Origin of the sequence: Arcticibacter eurypsychrophilus (genome assembly GCF_001730525.1) — a bacterium.
GTDB classification, from domain to species: domain Bacteria; phylum Bacteroidota; class Bacteroidia; order Sphingobacteriales; family Sphingobacteriaceae; genus Arcticibacter; species Arcticibacter eurypsychrophilus.
The window spans coordinates 21,757-39,308 of record NZ_MDFN01000025.1; the positions used below are offsets into that span (position 1 = coordinate 21,757).

At 39.0% G+C, this 17,552-nt stretch carries 16 protein-coding genes; 4 read left to right on the top strand and 12 right to left on the bottom strand.

What is annotated here, in order from left to right:
* Positions 1-18 precede the first annotated feature (18 nt).
* Positions 19-2,520: an SLBB domain-containing protein gene (locus tag BFL47_RS13890; protein ID WP_069660405.1), complete on the bottom strand. Its 2,502-nt coding sequence runs from the start codon at positions 2,518-2,520 to the stop codon at positions 19-21.
* Between the two features lie 467 nt (positions 2,521-2,987).
* On the opposite strand from BFL47_RS13890, the gene BFL47_RS13895 reads away from it, so the two are divergent.
* Entirely contained in the window at positions 2,988-3,905 is a 918-nt protein-coding gene (locus tag BFL47_RS13895) for an Rpn family recombination-promoting nuclease/putative transposase (RefSeq protein ID WP_069660406.1), read from the top strand.
* Positions 3,906-3,965: 60 nt separating this feature from the next.
* Here BFL47_RS13895 and BFL47_RS13900 read toward each other — a convergent pair whose 3' ends face one another.
* From BFL47_RS13900 to BFL47_RS13945, 11 genes are all read right to left on the bottom strand, one after another.
* Positions 3,966-5,714 (bottom strand): ABC transporter ATP-binding protein, encoded by a 1,749-nt coding sequence (locus tag BFL47_RS13900; protein WP_069660407.1) that lies wholly within the window; start codon positions 5,712-5,714, stop codon positions 3,966-3,968.
* Positions 5,715-5,810: 96 nt separating this feature from the next.
* Positions 5,811-6,374 carry a ribosome recycling factor gene (frr, locus tag BFL47_RS13905; protein ID WP_069660408.1) on the bottom strand — a complete coding sequence of 188 codons (564 nt, stop codon included), beginning with the start codon at positions 6,372-6,374 and terminating at the stop codon, positions 5,811-5,813.
* Between the two features lie 32 nt (positions 6,375-6,406).
* Complete coding sequence (gene pyrH / locus BFL47_RS13910) at positions 6,407-7,114, bottom strand: UMP kinase (protein ID WP_069660409.1); 708 nt, start codon at positions 7,112-7,114, stop codon at positions 6,407-6,409.
* Positions 7,115-7,249: 135 nt separating this feature from the next.
* Positions 7,250-8,089, bottom strand: coding sequence for a translation elongation factor Ts (gene tsf, locus BFL47_RS13915; protein WP_069660410.1), 840 nt, complete (start codon positions 8,087-8,089; stop codon positions 7,250-7,252).
* Between the two features lie 106 nt (positions 8,090-8,195).
* The gene (rpsB, locus tag BFL47_RS13920; protein ID WP_069660411.1) at positions 8,196-9,017 is read right to left on the bottom strand and encodes a 30S ribosomal protein S2; all 822 of its coding nucleotides are present in this window, start codon (positions 9,015-9,017) and stop codon (positions 8,196-8,198) included.
* Positions 9,018-9,035: 18 nt separating this feature from the next.
* Positions 9,036-9,422: a 30S ribosomal protein S9 gene (gene rpsI / locus BFL47_RS13925; protein WP_016196062.1), complete on the bottom strand. Its 387-nt coding sequence runs from the start codon at positions 9,420-9,422 to the stop codon at positions 9,036-9,038.
* Positions 9,423-9,438: 16 nt separating this feature from the next.
* Complete coding sequence (gene rplM, locus BFL47_RS13930) at positions 9,439-9,882, bottom strand: 50S ribosomal protein L13 (protein WP_069660412.1); 444 nt, start codon at positions 9,880-9,882, stop codon at positions 9,439-9,441.
* Positions 9,883-9,986: 104 nt separating this feature from the next.
* Entirely contained in the window at positions 9,987-12,095 is a 2,109-nt protein-coding gene (gene recG, locus BFL47_RS13935) for an ATP-dependent DNA helicase RecG (RefSeq protein ID WP_069660413.1), read from the bottom strand.
* Positions 12,096-12,157: 62 nt separating this feature from the next.
* The gene (locus BFL47_RS13940; RefSeq protein ID WP_069660414.1) at positions 12,158-12,535 is read right to left on the bottom strand and encodes a RidA family protein; all 378 of its coding nucleotides are present in this window, start codon (positions 12,533-12,535) and stop codon (positions 12,158-12,160) included.
* Positions 12,536-12,537: 2 nt separating this feature from the next.
* On the bottom strand, positions 12,538-12,675 hold the full coding sequence (locus tag BFL47_RS20420) for a DUF6728 family protein (RefSeq protein ID WP_317042942.1): 138 nt from the start codon (positions 12,673-12,675) through the stop codon (positions 12,538-12,540).
* Positions 12,676-13,005: 330 nt separating this feature from the next.
* Entirely contained in the window at positions 13,006-14,289 is a 1,284-nt protein-coding gene (locus tag BFL47_RS13945; protein ID WP_069660415.1) for an OmpA family protein, read from the bottom strand.
* A gap of 503 nt (positions 14,290-14,792) precedes the next feature.
* Between BFL47_RS13945 and BFL47_RS13950 the strand changes: the two genes are divergently transcribed.
* Genes BFL47_RS13950 through BFL47_RS13960 form a run of 3 tightly spaced genes read left to right on the top strand, consistent with a single transcriptional unit; the run spans position 14,793 to position 17,551 of the window.
* Positions 14,793-15,671, top strand: a complete 879-nt coding sequence (locus tag BFL47_RS13950; protein WP_069660416.1) for a glycosyltransferase family protein — start codon at positions 14,793-14,795, stop codon at positions 15,669-15,671.
* Between the two features lie 51 nt (positions 15,672-15,722).
* Positions 15,723-16,703, top strand: a complete 981-nt coding sequence (locus BFL47_RS13955; RefSeq protein ID WP_069660417.1) for a glycosyltransferase family 9 protein — start codon at positions 15,723-15,725, stop codon at positions 16,701-16,703.
* A 59-nt stretch (positions 16,704-16,762) separates the two neighbouring features.
* The gene (locus BFL47_RS13960) at positions 16,763-17,551 is read left to right on the top strand and encodes a glycosyltransferase family 2 protein (protein WP_069660418.1); all 789 of its coding nucleotides are present in this window, start codon (positions 16,763-16,765) and stop codon (positions 17,549-17,551) included.
* Position 17,552: the final 1 nt, after the last annotated feature.

Sequence of the window (17,552 nt, forward strand, 5' to 3'; positions counted from 1 at the left end):
ATAAATCAGGCTTCGTTACTATTTATATAAACTTATAATTATCAATGCCAAAGAAGTCAAGGCAGTTCCAATACTAATCCATCCCTGAACGCCTACCTTTTCTCTTGGAGCTCGTTTAGGTACAAAGATCTCAGCACCGGGCTTAACACCAGGATAGAAATTCAAAAATAGCACATGACTTACCGCATCAACAGACCCATTTGCATATTGAATATAAGCACCTCTTTTATTAGCGTTATAAGTATATCCACCTGCTCCATTAATATAACCCTTCATACCCTTACCTGGCCGGTATACTACATTTATAGGTCTGAGAACCTCTCCCGTAATCTTTACTGTTTGCAATTGTTTAGGCACCCGAATCACATCTCCATCCTCTAACAATAAATCAAATCTAGATAGTGGTCTATCTAGAATTTTCTTCAAATTAATTCCCACTAAATCACTTTCTAATAGTTGAATTTCCTGACTAGATGTATCCTTTACCCCTTCTCCTTTTAGCCTGGATAAATTAACCAGTTTCTGTTTATCTTCTTCCTGAGTATCAATAGCATTATTACTTCTGCTATCTTTAGCTTCATCTGCCCCTGGCCTTTTCAATGAAGCACCTTCTACAAATGAAAGAGCTGTTAATCCTCCGGCCCTTTTAATTACATCAGAAATCCGCTCATCTTTATGACTAATCGTATAGATCCCAGGATATAAAACCTCTCCCTCAACCCTAACCTGTTGCTGAATCTGGTAACCTTCAGAACTCCGGATCGAAACTACATCAAAGGGTTGTAATATGATTACGGAATCCCGTAATCTTAAATCAACTGGAATATTCACATTAATAATATCTGCAGTCTTTGCAGACAAAGACATTGCATCACTATTTTTAACCCTTCTTGCAATTTCAATCCGGTTAGGAGTAGCACCCTCTTTAAAACCACCTGCCATTTGAATTAGGGCCTCAACTGTCATTCCCTCGGCATACTCAAAACTACCAGGTGCTCTAACTTCCCCTTTAATATCAACCTTAAACTCTTCCCTTAAATCAAAAATGGAGGATATCGTTACCTTATCCTCTCTCCTTAGAACAATATCTTCCTGTGTTCCCTTTAACACTTTATCGACATCAAAAGATAATAGCGCCAGTGAATTGTCTGTATTTAACCTGGATATATAACCCCGATTTAAAAAGGCATCCTCTGTCAAACCATCTGCCTTTTCGATCAATTGTTTTAGTGTCAAACCACTTTCCAGTTCATATTGTCCGGGACGAAATACAGCTCCATCAATTTCTACACGATTGGCAAAACGGTCTAATATCGTTTCTACGATATATTTATCACCATTCTTTGGTCTATAATTAAGAAAGTCATCTGCATTAACATCTGTAATTTGTCTTTCCTTATTCGTATTCTGCAAAACTTTAATCTTCGCTGAATATGCTTTATTAGAAAACCCCCCGGCAAATCTAATAACATCATCCAGCGACTCAGTAGGAAGCACCTCATATAAAGCTGGCCGTTTCACTTCACCCGACATTTCCACTCTTGCCTGGTAAACCGGAATATTGATCACATCCTGATCCTGCAAACGAATGTTTCCGCTTTGCATCCCTTTCAAAAGGAAATTATAAACATCTATAGTGGAAACAACCCGGTTATTACGGATCACCTGAATCTTCCTGAATGACCCATTTTCATTAGGTCCGCCTGAAGCATTTAAAGCATTAAATACAGTAGATAACGAAGAAAGGGTATAAGAACCCGGCTTAACTACTTCCCCTAAAAGCGTAATTTTAATGCTCCTGATATTACCTAAGTTAATGGCAACGTTGGTACGACCACTCCTTAAACTTGGATAAGTGCTGCCCATCGTAGAGCGAATCTTTGAAGTAGCTTGCTCGATAGAAAGTCCCCCTACTGAAATCAATCCTACATACTGAAGACGAATCGTTCCATCAGGACTTACCTGCAATTTATAATTGGCTTCATTATCACCGGTCAGATCAATCAATAGCTGATCGTCAGGTCCTATAATATATCCCTTAGGAGTAGCCATCCGAAGATTTGGCTCAAACTTAATATCGTTGTTTTTGAATAATTCAGCACCAAAGATCTTAGGGATCAGGTTACCGAAAGCATCCTTTAACTCAGTTTTATTCTGGTTGGCTAAATTATTTCGATTATTAATAGAGTCTGATTGAACATACGTTCTACCGAATCCCTCATCAGCCTGACTCTGTGAATCAGTGCCTGTACTAGCAGCAGGACTTGATTTCCGTATTTTTTCAACACGTGTTCTTAACTTGGCAACTTCCTCTGCTTTCATTCCCTGGGCAGTGGCCATTTGCTCTAATTGAGCATCATTATACCCAACAGACTCGGCTTTTTGGATCAACTGTCGCACTTGTGCATCTGTTAATTCATCGACTTTTACATCTGAATAATTGGTCTGCGCAAATATATATGGGGAAATTAATATACTACATATAAACAATAATGTAGCGGCTATTTGTCTTAAATTCATGAATATGGAGAGGTATTAACTTAATTGCAATCAACAAAAGTACCACAATCTTAACAATATCATATGATCTTTATCATAGAATTGAAATCTTTTCATTCGATTGTTGTTCATTTGTCAAAGGTTATACGTGTGTAATTCCAATTACGCTACTTCATAATTGGGAAATATTTTCCCCCATCACACATTCACCGAATTTACAATACGAATTGTTTCCAATTCGATAAGAAATTAATTTCCCTATCAGGGTCCAATGGTCATTAGCTCGCCTGGTCACCCGGAGCTTTTCAGCCATCTCCTGCGAACTCAGCAACTACTCTTGCTCTCCCTCTCCTATCTGATCCAGCAGCAACTGCCGTACCTCCCACACCAGGTTCATATCTTTTATAAACTTATCGAATTTGATGAGTTTAATTATACGGCCTGACATTTTTATTGCATACATTGCCTGCTCCTAACCATATTAACCAATGGAACAAAAACTTACTGGCCGCTACATTGATCCACTTACAGACTGGTCTTTTAAGCATCTTTTTGGCCTTGATCCTCATAAAGACATTCTAATAGAATTCCTAAACGACCTTTTTAAAGGCGAAAAGCATATCACAGATATCGTATACAAATCGAATGAGCATGCTGGAGACCGACGTGATCTAAAAAAGTCAATTTTTGATCTTTTGTGTACAGGAGATAAAGGCGAGCATTTCATTGTAGAAATACAGCGTGGAAAACAAATTTTCTTTCGCGACAGATGTATATTCTATACCTCCCGCCTGATCAATGAGCAATTGTCGGTTGGAAAGGATAGCGAGACTTACGAACTACAGGAAGTATACCTGATTGCCATATTGGATTTTACCATAGAGCAATCCCCCTCGAAACAATACCTGCACGATATCTGTTTAATAGACAAAGATAAAGGCACAATATTTTATAAGAAACTGGGTTATAAGTTTTTGGAATTGCCTAACTTTACTAAAAACGAGAAAGAATTAGAAACAGGCCTTGATCGCTGGTTTTATATGCTGAAGAACATGAGCAGATTAGACAAATTGCCGCTCTATTTCAAAAAAAGCATATTTGAAAAGATATTCCAGATAGCAGAAATTAGTAATTTAACAAAGGAGGAGTATATGTCATACAGAACAAGTTTAGAGCAAAAGTGGGATTATGATAACGTGCTTGCTTATGCTGTTCAAGAGGAGGGCAAAAAGAAGTACGGTGAAGGAGAGAAAAAAGGCGAAATTAAAGGAAAGATTGAAGGGAAAATAGAAGGAGAAAAAGAAAATAAAATAGCAACCGCCCGTAAAATGAAAGCCAAAGGTTACTCATTTGCTGACATTGCTGAAATAACAGACCTTTCCATCGAGGAAATTGAAAACTTATAAAGCAAATTATCGGCAATAAACTCAATTTATTGCCGATAATTGATATTTAAACAGATCTCCCTACACCATTACCCGCTCACCAATCTGCTGTCTCCACATCGCATAATACAACCCCTTTTCTTCCAAAAGCTCTACATGTTTACCCGACTCAATGATATGCCCCTTCTCTAAAACAAAAATCTTATCGGCATGCATGATAGTGGAAAGGCGATGTGCAATCAATATGGTTATTCTCTTATCCATATTGGATACATCCCGTATGGTCTTGGTGATTTCTTCTTCAGTAATGGAATCCAAAGCTGAGGTCGCCTCATCAAATACCAGGATATCCGGTCTCCGAAGCAAGGAACGGGCAATAGACAGGCGCTGCTTCTCTCCCCCGGAAACTTTAACACCCCCTTCTCCAATAACCGAATCCAGCCCCTTATCTGCACGAGCGAGTAAACTCTGACAGGCTGCTTTACGCATCACATCCAGACATTGCTCATCAGTAGCATCCGGTCTTACGAACAACAAATTTTCCCGTATCGTTCCCGAAAACAGCTGCGTATCCTGAGTGACAAACCCAATCCGCTCTCTAAGCTGATCCAGGTCTATTTCGGATGTAGGAATATTATTGTACAGGATACTTCCCTCCTTAGGGGTATAAAGGCCAACCAGAAGCTTCACTAATGTTGTTTTACCTGAGCCTGAAGGCCCTACGAAGGCAATGGTTTGTCCCGTAAGTGATGTAAAACTAATATGGTTCAGCGCGTTGGTATTAGCTGTCTGATGTTTGAAGCTTACATTCTTGAAACTCAATTCCCTGATGTGATCCAGCTTAACCGGATTAAGCGGTTTCTCCTCGATTGGAGAGCTCATGATCGCTTTAAAGTTAGCCAGCGATACTTCCGTTTCCCGATAGGTATTGATGATATTTCCTAGTTCCTGTAGCGGACCAAATATAAAGAAGGAGTATAGGAACAACGAGAAAAACTCACCAACGGAAATCTGATTATCATAGATCAGGTACATCATCAGAAACAGGATTCCATTTCGCAACAAATTAACCAGGGTGCCTTGAATAAAACTCAGACTGCGGACGTACTTCACTTTTTTAAGCTCAAGCACCAGAATCCGATCCGTAGTACTATTCAAACGCTTTATTTCCTGTGCGGCCAGACCTAAACTTTTAACCAGCTCGATGTTTCTTAAAGATTCCGTAGTTGATCCGGCAAGGGCAGTTGTCTCCGATACAATACTCTTTTGCACGACCTTAATGCGTTTACTCAGAATCGAACTTACTGTACCCAATACAGGGATGACCGCAATATAGAATACCGCAATCAGCCAATGAATATTGATCGCATAGAAAAACACGAACGTAATCCCGATGACACTGGTGAAGACAATATTAATGGTGGCAATAATCAGCTTCTCGGTATCTAGTCGTACCTTTTGAAGGATTCCTAAGGTTTCGCCGCTTCGCTGATCTTCAAACACCTGGTAAGGAAGCTCCAGCGAATGCGCCAATCCATCGGAATAAAGCTTTGCACCCAAACGCTGCGTGATGACATTGACATAGTAATCCTGGAAATTCTTCGCAATTCGAGATACCATGGCCACGCCCATTGCAGCTAAAACCAGTAATCCAGCGCCTTTAAAAAACTCTTGCGTACTGTAATCATTATAATGAGTCACATACTTATCAATGATTTTCCTGAAAATCCAGGGATCAAGAAAAGAAAAGATCTGATTAATTGCAGCCAGGAGTAATGCTAATGCAATTAGACTTTTGTATTTCTTTAAATAGTTAATCAGAATCTTCATTAAAAAGGGTTGTTATGTAGCGGTGCAAAAATAATAAAGGGAACAGTGATCGACACTATTCCCTTCTTAACTTTACTTAAATAAGATATAACGTGTTTAAACAGTCATAATATCTTTCTCTTTTATCTCTGCTAAGCGGTCTACTTGTACAATAAAACCATCTGTTATTTTCTGTACATCAATCTCACCGGTCTTGATTTCATCTTCTGAAACACCCTCAGCCTTCAATTTCTGAATTTTATTATTCACATCCTTACGGATATTACGAATGGCGATCCGTCCACGTTCAGCTTCTTCCTTTACCTTTTTTACCAGGTCACGGCGACGCTCTTCTGTAAGTGGTGGTACATTCATCCGGATCACCATGCCATCATTCTGTGGATTTAACCCCACATTGGAATCGATTATCGCTTTTTCAATTTTAACCAACAAGGGCTTTTCCCATGGTTGGACTACAATGGTACGTGCATCGGGTGTATTAATACTCGATACCTGGCTAATTGGAGTAAGCGTACCGTAATATTCCACCATTACCGAATCAAGCATGGAAGGCATTGCCTTACCAGCACGTATTTTTAACATTTCTGAATCAGCATGATCAATGGCCTTTTCCATTGAAGTCTTTGCATCAGTCAGTTGCTTTTTTATAAGGTCGTTCATAAACCAGAATGATTATGTCTAATATTAATTTTTTATCCTCTAACCAATGTACCAATAGCTTCACCCTGCGAAATACGCATAAAGTTTCCCGGTTTGTTCATATCAAAAACGATAATCGGAAGATCATTTTCCTGACATAGCGTAAATGCCGTTTTATCCATCACGTTCAAGCCTTTATCATAAACTTCCTTGAATGTAATCTCATCATATTTAATTGCCGCAGGGTCCTTTTCAGGATCTGCTGTATAAATGCCATCCACACGGGTGCCTTTTAGTACCACATCGGCATTCACCTCTATAGCACGCAACGAGGCACAAGTATCGGTTGTAAAATAAGGATTACCTGTTCCCGCACCAAAGATCACGATCCGTCTTTTTTCAAGGTGACGTACAGCCCTTCTACGAATAAATGGTTCGCAGATCTGTTCCATCTTAATAGCAGTCATCAGCCTGGTTTTAATGTCCAGTTTTTCCAGCGCATCCTGTAAAGCCATACTATTAATTACAGTTGCAAGCATTCCCATATAATCTGCTTGAACGCGATCCATTCCTGCTTTTTCTGCACTCAACCCACGGAAAATGTTTCCACCGCCAATTACGACAGCTATTTCAATACCAGTATCAAAAACAGCTTTGATGTCTTTTGCATATTGAAGCACCCGATCACTGTCAATTCCGTACTGTTTATCGCCCATTAAAGACTCACCGCTTAGTTTCAGAAGGATACGCTTATATTTCATTTTTAGAAGATGTTTTTATGATGACAGCCTGTTGAAGCCGGCCAAAGGTAAGTATTTATGTAGATAATAAAAAAGGGGTTCTTTTACTTGCGTAAAAGAACCCCTTTCAAGGTCAAGATATTTCCTGAAAACAGGTTATGCTCCTAATTGAACACGTTTGAATGCAGTTACAGTTAATCCTTTTGATACTGAATCTAAGAATTGAGCGATAGTTTTAGAAGAATCCTTTACAAACTCCTGGTTTAATAAAGTAGAATCTTTGTAGAACTTATTCAACTTACCCTGAGCTATTTTTTCAATCATTGCTTCTGGTTTTCCTTCCGCACGGATCTGATCAACAGCAATTGCCATTTCACGTTCGATGGTATGGGTATCCACATCTCCTTTATCAATAGCAACCGGATTCATTGCAGCGATTTGCATCGATACATCTTTTCCTGCAGCTTCGATACCTTCAACATCAGCACTTAAAGCAACTAATACACCTAAACGGTAGTTTCCATGAATATAAGCGATCACTCTTTCACCTGTTAAGACTTCGAATTTACTTACACCAATCTTTTCACCAATTTTACCGGTTTGATTAATCACCTGATCAGCAATTGAAGTTCCGTTAAGATCCAAAGCAGTAAGTTCTGCTAAAGAGGAAGGAGTATTTGCAATAGCTAAATCAGCGATACTGTTAGCAAATGCAAGAAAATCAGCATTTTTAGCTACGAAATCTGTTTCGCAATTTACTTCAACAATAATTCCGTGTTTACCATCGGCAGTTGTTTTAGCAATTACGACACCTTCATTAGATTCACGGTCCTGACGACTTGCAGCAACTTTAGCCCCTTTTTTACGAAGGTAGTCGATAGCAGCTTCAAAATCACCATTTGATTCTGTTAATGCTTTCTTGCAATCCATCATCCCTGCACCTGTTTGCTGGCGCAGTTTGTTTACGTCTGAAGCGGATATTTGTACGGTTGACATTTTTTAAAGTTTAATTTAGAAATAGGTTTTAATTAAAGAAGGCCGGCTTCTTAACCGAATTCCGACCTTCAAAATATGTTTTACTCTTCAATTGAAGAGCGAAGAATTACTCTCCTTTAGCAGACGCAGCTTCTCTAACAGCAGCAGCTTCATTGGCAGCAGCAACTTCAGCAACATGACCGCTATCGATCTTTGCTTTGGCAGCAGCAGCTTCTTTTTCTGCTTCGTCTTCTTTTTCACGCTTACGTTCGTCTAAACCTTCATGAATAGCCTTGATAATGATATCAGTGATCAAAAGGATAGATTTAGTAGCATCATCATTCGCTGGAATAGCAAAATCGATGTTTGAAGGATCAGAGTTCGTATCCACCATTGCGAAAGTAGGGATATTTAACTTTAATGCCTCAGTAACAGCAATATGCTCTTTCTTTACGTCGATTAAGAATAATGCTGCAGGTAAACGGTTCAAATCAGCAATACCTCCAAGAAGTATCTCTAATTTAATACGCTCACGCTGTATCATCAATTTCTCTTTCTTAGACAATACATCATACGTACCATCTTTAGTCATCTTATCGATGTTAGACATCTTTTTGATAGACTTACGCACGGTAGAGAAGTTTGTTAACATACCACCTAACCAACGTTCGGTAATAAAAGGCATATTGACTGATTTTGCTTGTTCAGCAACGATGTCCTTCGCTTGTTTTTTAGTCGCTACAAATAAAACCTTACGGCCTGATTTTACAATCTGTTTGATTGCTGCTGCAGCTTCTTCAACTTTTATTAAAGTCTTATTTAAATCTATAATGTGGATGCCATTACGCTCCATGAAAATGTACTGAGACATTTTCGGATCCCATTTACGGGTAAGGTGGCCAAAATGTACACCTGCATCCAGTAAATCCTGATATGTTGTTCTTGCCATTGTGTGATCTCCCTGAAATTAACGTTTACTAAATTGGAATTTTTTACGAGCTTTCTTACGTCCTGGTTTTTTACGTTCAACCATTCTGTCATCGCGTGTTACGAGACCTTTTGCTCTTAAACCTGGTTTAGCTTCCGGATCTAACTCAACAATAGCTTTTGCAATTGCCAAACGAACTGCTTCCGCTTGTCCTTTTACTCCGCCACCAGCAACGTTTACAGTGATATCAAATTTTCCGGCATTGCCTGAAACTTCTAATGACTGATTCACAATGTACTGTAACGGTAAGGTTGGGAAGTATTCTTTGTACTCCTTTTTATTAACAATGATGTTGCCAGTTCCATCGTTTAAATAAATTCGGGCAACTGCAGTTTTTCTTCTTCCTGAAGTGTTTGTAGTCGACATTTCTTTTCTCCTTTAATTAAAGTTTGATTTCTTTTGGACTTTGTGCGGCATGAGGATGCTCACCACCTGCATATACATACAGATTTCCGAATAATGCTCGGCCCAAACGATTTTTAGGTAACATACCGCGAACAGCCTTTTCAATAATGCGTTCTGGATGCTTAGCCAATAACTCCTTAGGAGAAATGAAGCGCTGACCACCTGGATATCCGGTGTAACGAACATAAGTTTTATCACTTAGTTTGTTTCCGGTCAGTTTTACCTTGTCTGCATTGATAACAATGACGTTATCTCCGCAGTCTACGTTCGGGGTGAAAGTAGGCTTGTGCTTACCACGGATCATCACTGCGATCTTAGTAGACAAGCGCCCCAAAATCTCGCCTTGTGCGTCAACAACTACCCATTCTTTATTAACGGTTTTTTTGTTGGCTGAGACAGTTTTGTAACTTAACGTATTCACTTGCTTGATATTAAATTAATTAAACAATTTACTTACCCTTAAAAAGGGTTTGCAAAGATAGAGTAAATTGTTTAATAACCAAACAGTTATTCCTTTTATTATCGTTATGATATTTTATTGTAGTGAATCCCCGGATTGCTGTCCTGAAAGAATTCTTTCAGGATCTTGTTTTGCTCTGCTCCTAATTCAGGGTCCTGATCAAATAGGTCTATTACTTCATTCCGAACCGTTTGAAGCAGCTCCTGATCATGCACCAGATCTGCCAGCTTTAAGTCCAGAACCCCACTTTGCTGTGTGCCCTCCAGATTACCCGGCCCCCTTAACTTCAGGTCTGTCTCTGAGATTTCAAACCCGTCATTGGTCCGCACCATCGTATTCAGGCGAATCCGTCCATCCGCACTTAATTTATTGGTACTCATTAAAATACAATAGGATTGCTCGGCACCTCTACCTACCCTGCCCCTTAACTGATGAAGTTGAGAGAGTCCAAAACGCTCCGCATTTTCAATCACCATAACACTGGCATTGGGAACATTTACACCCACCTCGATCACCGTAGTGGCTACCATAATTTGCGTTTCTCCCTTTACAAAGCGCTGCATTTCGAATTCCTTATCCGCAGGGTTCAGTTTACCATGCACAATACTAATTTTATAATCGGGCAGTGGAAACGCTGCAGATATATCTTCTATCCCTGCTTCCAGATAAAGCAGATCTAATTTTTCACTTTCCTTAATTAAAGGATAAACGAGGTACACCTGTCGCCCCTTGGCTATTTCCTGCCGCATGAAACCCAGCATTCTTAAACGCTGATTTTCGTAAAGGTGGATGGTTTTGATTGGCTTTCTCCCGGCCGGCAGCTCATCTATGACCGAAATATCGAGATCGCCATATAAGGTCATGGCCAGCGTTCGTGGGATCGGAGTAGCCGTCATCACCAACATGTGTGGAGGTATTTTATTCTTTCTCCACAACTTGCCTCTTTGTTCCACACCAAACCGGTGCTGCTCATCAATAACTGCCAAGCCCAGGTTATGAAACTGAACAGGATCTTCAATCAGCGCATGCGTGCCAATTAAAATATGCAGACTTCCATCAAGCAATGCTTCATGTAATTTCCGCCGCTCTTTTTTAGGTGTGGCCCCTGTTAATAAAGCAATGTTGATGAAATCATCGCCAATCAGGTGCTGAATAGATTTCAAATGCTGGTTAGCCAATATACTCGTGGGAGCCATTATGCAAGCCTGATAGCCATTATCAACGGCTAAAAGCATGGTCATGAGTGCCACAACCGTCTTGCCACTCCCCACATCACCTTGCAGTAAGCGGTTCATTTGCACGCCGCGCTGCGTATCCATCCTTATTTCCTTGAGCACGCGCTTTTGTGCATTAGTGAGGTCAAAGGGTAACTTAGTAGCATAAAACGCATTGAATTTATCGCCCACTTTTGCAAAAATGGCCCCTTTAAACTTATCGGTCCTTAGGCGTTTAGTATGCAAGAGCCGTAGCTGGATCAGGAAAAGCTCCTCAAATTTTAATCTTTTAATGGCCTGGTCAAGCGACTGCATGGTAGCCGGAAAGTGTATTTCCCTGATTGCCTGAATTTTACCAATCAGCACATGTTTTTGGCGGATATAATCGGGAATCGTTTCGCTGAGTTGATTGGATACGGTATCGACCAGAATTTCCTGCAGCTTCTGGATGCCTTTACTATCCAGATGACATTGTTTCAGTTTTTCCGTAGAATTATAAACAGGCTGTAAGGTGGGGTTACCCGACTTTTTGAGCGCTGGATTATAGACCTCCAGTTCGGGATGCGAAATGGAAATCTTGCCATTAAACTCGTTGGGCTTACCGAAAACAATGACCACAAGTCCGGCATGCACGATCCGGTCGATCCAGGAAAGCGACCGGAACCATACTAATTCCATCACTCCGGTTTCATCCTTCAGTTGCACCACCAATCGCCTGGCTTGCTTCTCTCCAATAATTTCCTTTGCTAGCACGCGACCAATAACCTGAATGGTAGGCAAATCGCCATTGAGCTCCTGAATCTTGTAGAAACGCGTCCGGTCGATATAACGGAAAGGGTAATAAAGCAAAAGGTCCTGAAAAGTAAAGATGGAAAGCTCCTTTTTAAGCAGATCGGCTTTATGCAGACCTACGCCTTTTAAGTACTCTATAGGAGTTTGTAAATTTAGTTCGGCCCCCATATATTATAAAAGGCGATTAAACGGGTTCAGGTATGGAATGATCTGAATGATTATTTAAATGATTATTTAGTGGCTATGACAGAAATTTCAACGCGAACACCTTTTGGCAAACCAGCTACCCCAACTGTTTCACGTGCAGGAAAGTCAGCTGTGAAATAGGCACCATAAATGGTATTCACAAGGGGGAAGAGACTCATGTCAGTTAAGAAAATAGTCGTCTTCACCACGTCTGCAAAACTATATCCTGCTTCATCTAGAATTGCAGTTAAATTAGACATTACTTGTTTCGTTTCTTCTTCAACTGAAGAATTAACGAGTTCATTGGTGTTGGGATTAATAGCAATCTGACCGGATACATATAAAATACCATTGGCTAAAATAGCCTGGTTGTAAGGACCGATAGGAGCTGGCGCGCGTTCTGTTTTAATAATTTGCTTCATGATTATAGAAAATACCAATCAATTATTTTGTAAATGATCCCGAAAAGGAATAGGAGAATAGCTATTGTATTGATGATATGCATCACCTTCAGGTTAATGTTTTGCGGGCGGTCTGAATCTTTTTTTCTAAAGAAATACATAAAACAAATTTACTAAAATTTAATAAAGGTAAATGTTAAAAGCGCATCCGGATACAATTTACGAAATGTATGACAAACAACAAAAATAAGATAAATTCAGGTATGAGCTAAGTTCTGGAAGGAAGTTAAAAAGATCATGACTAAAAGGGATTTAATTTTGACCTGAGACGCAGCTTGCTTGCTTCCCGAGCGGAGAAGGTGCGGACAAGGTGCGTAGGAGGTGCGCAGAAGCTGCGGGAAAATTAAGTGCAAACTCAGCAGTTTTTACGCAAAAAAAAGGGCCCTTTTGGGGCCCTTTTAGATAATATGCTTATATACTATATTATCAAATTACTTGATCTCAACACGACGGTTTTGCATACGACCTTCTTCCGTTGTATTAGAAGCGATAGGTTTGCTTTCTCCGAATGCTTCAACAGTTACACGGTTTGCGTCAACTCCAGAATTTACTAAGTAAGTTTTAACTGAGTTAGCTCTATCTCTAGAAAGGCTCATGTTATACTCTTCAGTTCCTTCAGCAGATGCATGACCTTGTAAGTCTAATACAGTTGTTGAATTAGCTCTTAAGTCTGAAGAAACCTTGTCCAATGTAGGATAAGAAGAAGTCTTCAATACTGAGCTATCGAATTCGAATTGGATTGTTCCGTATTGACCAGCAGCAGTAGAATCTGATGCAGGGAATACAATTGGACAACCTGAACCATCAACTACAGTACCTGCAGGAGTTCCTGGGCATTTGTCAAAACGATCAGATACACCATCACCATCAGCATCAGCAGCAAGTTGATTAACAGTATTCTCTAAAGTGCTTACGCGAGTCTTTAAAGCTTCAACTTCCTGACGTAATGTAGGATCTTTTAATTCATCATACATTAAAGCTACTGGGTTAGACCATTGTAGACTTGGTTTTGATTTGCTACCTAAAGTAAATTCAAGACCGGCATATCCGTAAGACCATTTGTCTTTGTTGGATGCGCCATTAGCCCAAGTTCTGTCCAGGTTATCAGCATCTAAGAAGTTAGCATCGTAACCTAAGTTGAAAGCTACAACTTCACCTAATCTGAAGTTCATACCAACACCAACCGGAATAAATAATTCAGTTCTGTCTCCATTATCATCAGGAGTGTAACCGGTTAAACCAGCACCTGCCTGTATAAAGAAGTCAACATTTTTTTGTCTGCTTAAAAAAGAAACAGTTCCAACGTTAACAACTCCCTTTAATGAAACTGCATAGTTGATATCAGTACTGAATTCTTGACGAGTACCAGCAGCTGTTCCTGATCTTCCATCATTAGCATCAAATTTACCTGATACTTTACCTGCATGTCCGTCTAATTTCAAAGCGAAAGATGGAGCAAGTTGTTTTTTAATGAATAGACCGTAACCGAAGTTAGCGTCCCAATCATTGTAATCATTAGTTCCAAAAGGAATAACTGGAGCTAATACGCCACCGTTAATACCGATTGACCAGGTTCTGTACTGAGACCTTCCGCCAAACACTGTGGCTGAAGATGTTGAAGTTGTTGTGGATGTTGAGTCCTGTGCTGATGCAGCTAGTGCAGCCATCGAGAACAAAGATCCAGCAACAAGCTTTTTAATTGTAGAATAATTCATTTTAGTTTGTTTTAAGGTTAAACAAATTTTTAATTGTAATAATATGACAAAAATAAATATAAGTTTGACACTTGCAAATAATCAAACATTATACCAATTTTAAAAATTAAACATCAACTTGAGTAAAAGGTTTTATTAATATTTGAAAAGAACCCTACTATTTACATCAAAATCGTCAAAATTAATTCATCGAACTCCTAATATGTTTAATAGACCCTTGATAATTAAATAGATACAGAAGCAATAATTTATCTTTCGTGAAAATTACTATAATTTACTTTGAGACATTTAAAAGGCAATTCATTAATCTTAGCGATTTAATTTAAACTTTGCTTACCAATTCGTTACACATAATAGTACGTTAATTTATACAAACTGGATAACGAATTAGTAAAAACACGACTCTTTGCTAACAAAACGGGAATATCGACCTAAAAACTGGTCAAAAGATAAATAAGGATTATCATAATCAAGTTTTATACTTTTACATTCTACTATAAAATATGAAAGTAACCGGTTTTAGCTTTATTCGAAATGCAGCTAAAAATGACTATCCCATTGTTGAGGCCATTAAATCAATTCTCCCTCTTTGTGACGAATTCGTCGTTGCACATGGGAATTCGGAAGACGAAACTTTAAGACTGATCAAAAATATTGGCTCAGATAAGATCCGAATCATTCAAACTACGTGGGACGATGATATAAGAGAAGGCGGAAAAGTGTTTGCGGACGAGACCGATAAAGCCTATGAGGCGATTTCGGCAGATACAGACTGGGCTTTTTACATTCAGGGAGATGAATGCGTACATGAAAAGTATCATCCTATAATAAGGAGAGAAATGGAGGACAATGTGGACCAGGAGGAAGTAGAAGGACTACTTTTCAACTATCTTCATTTTTATGGCTCGTATGACTATATCGCGACGACCAGGCGCTGGTATAGAAAAGAGATCAGGTTATTAAAATTCAGACCTGGTGTGCGGTCCTACCGCGATGCTCAGGGCTTCAGGAAAAACGGAAAGAAACTTCAGGTAAAGTTAATTGACGCTTACATCTATCATTATGGATGGGTTAAACCGCCTGCAGGATTGAAACATAAAATGCGAAACTTCAATCAGTATTATCAAACACAAGAATGGGTTGAACAAAATATTCCTTCGGACTATGTATTTGACTATGGCAATGCGCATATTCTTCAAAAGTTTGAAGGCAGCCATCCCGCGGTTATACAGCCAAGGATTAACGCATCGAACTGGAAATTTTCATTCGATCCGGTTAAACTTCAAAAAAATACGACTCTCAGGTACAGGATCCTTCACCTGGTGGAACGGTTGACCGGATGGCGGGTTGGAGAATATAAAAATTATAAAATAATCAGTTAAGCCATAGATACTTTCCCTGGATAAATATAAACCATATACTTAAAATAATTTATGATACTAAGAGATGTGCACCACATTCTTATCAGTAGAGTTGATGCTATCGGCGATGTTATTCTTACGCTACCCATTTGTGGGATAATTAAGGCCTATTATCCTAATTGCAAAATTTCTTTCTTGGGCCGCTCATACACCAGGGAGGTCGTATTGTTAAGCGAGCATGTAAATGAGTTTATTGATTATGATGAATGGCACTCGATCTCTGATAAGGATGCTGCAAACTTCCTGAAATTAAAAAAAATCGATACAATTATACATGTATATCCAAAAAGGAGGATTGCTTTTATTGCACTCCTAAGCAGTATAAAACATCGTATAGGTACGACAAATAGGATATACCATTGGCTAACCTGCAATCGTCTTGTTCTCCTAAGTAGGAAACGATCAGATCTTCATGAAGCCTTGCTCAATAGTAAGTTGTTAAAAGGGCTGAATATTCCATTTAAAAAGAACGAGAATTTATCAGATTACTATGGCTTTTCGAATGTTCCCATATTAAATGAGGCGTATGAATCATTACTCTCAAAAGACAAATTTAACCTTATCATACATCCTAAATCCAGAGGACATGGCAAAGAATGGAGCCTGGAGAACTATTCCAAGTTAATTCAGCAGATTGATAAATCTCGTTTTAAAATTTTTATTAGCGGATCTCTTACTGAAAAAACACTTCTTAAAACCTGGATAGATCAGCATCAGGGAACGGTTACCGACTTAACCGGATTGTTTAATTTGAATCAATTTATAGCTTTTATATCTCGAAGCAATGGTCTTTTAGCCACCGGGACTGGTCCGCTCCACATTGCCGCAGCATTAGGCATTCATGCGTTAGGACTTTTTCCCAGCACGAGGCCTATTCATGCCGGACGCTGGGCTCCTAAAGGCAAGAAAGCTGAATATTTGGATTGTATTAATTCGGATATGGATTCCATTGAAACGACGACTGTGATATCACGTATATATAATTGGGTTTAATAATTGTAGCGTTTTTATTATAATTGGCGTATACAAAGTAATATTTCAATTACAATTGAATGCAGGACACTCTGGTATCTTTAATTATATCCACTTATAACTGGCCAAAAGCACTTGAAAAATGCTTGCTAAGTATATTGATACAGAAGCAATTACCAAATGAAGTGCTTGTTGCTGACGATGGATCAGGGCAGGAAACAAGGCAATTGATTGAAAGATACAAACTTATTTTTCCTGTTCCCATAAAACACATCTGGCATGAAGATCAAGGATTCAGAAAAAGTAAAATCATTAATGAAGCAGTGCGGAACAGTTCTTTTGATTATTTAATTCAAATTGATGGTGACGTGATTCTTCATCCTTATTTCGTGAAAGATCATATAGCTGTAAGAGAAGAAGGAGTATTTATAAGAGGAACCCGGGCAATGCTTTCCGCACATAAAACACAAGAGATATTAGAAACAGAAAACATAAAATTGACTATTTTTTCTAAAGGGCTTAAACACCGGATTAATGCATTGTGGATACCTACGCTTAAACAACTTGGGATTCGCAAAGAGAACTCTTCAAAAAGTGTCAGAGGTAGCAATTTAGCTTTCTGGAAATCTGATTTTATTTTGATTAACGGATATAACAATGAACTGGAGGGTTGGGGACACGAGGATGAAGAACTTGCTGCTCGATTTATAAATAACGATATTATTAAAAAAATAGTAAAGCTGTGTGCTATACAGTACCATTTACATCACAAGCCATCATCCCGTATAAACGAAAAAGTTCATGCTGAAACTGTTAAAACCACAGTTACAAACCAGATCAGAACTTGCGTTAAAGGATATAACAATTGAT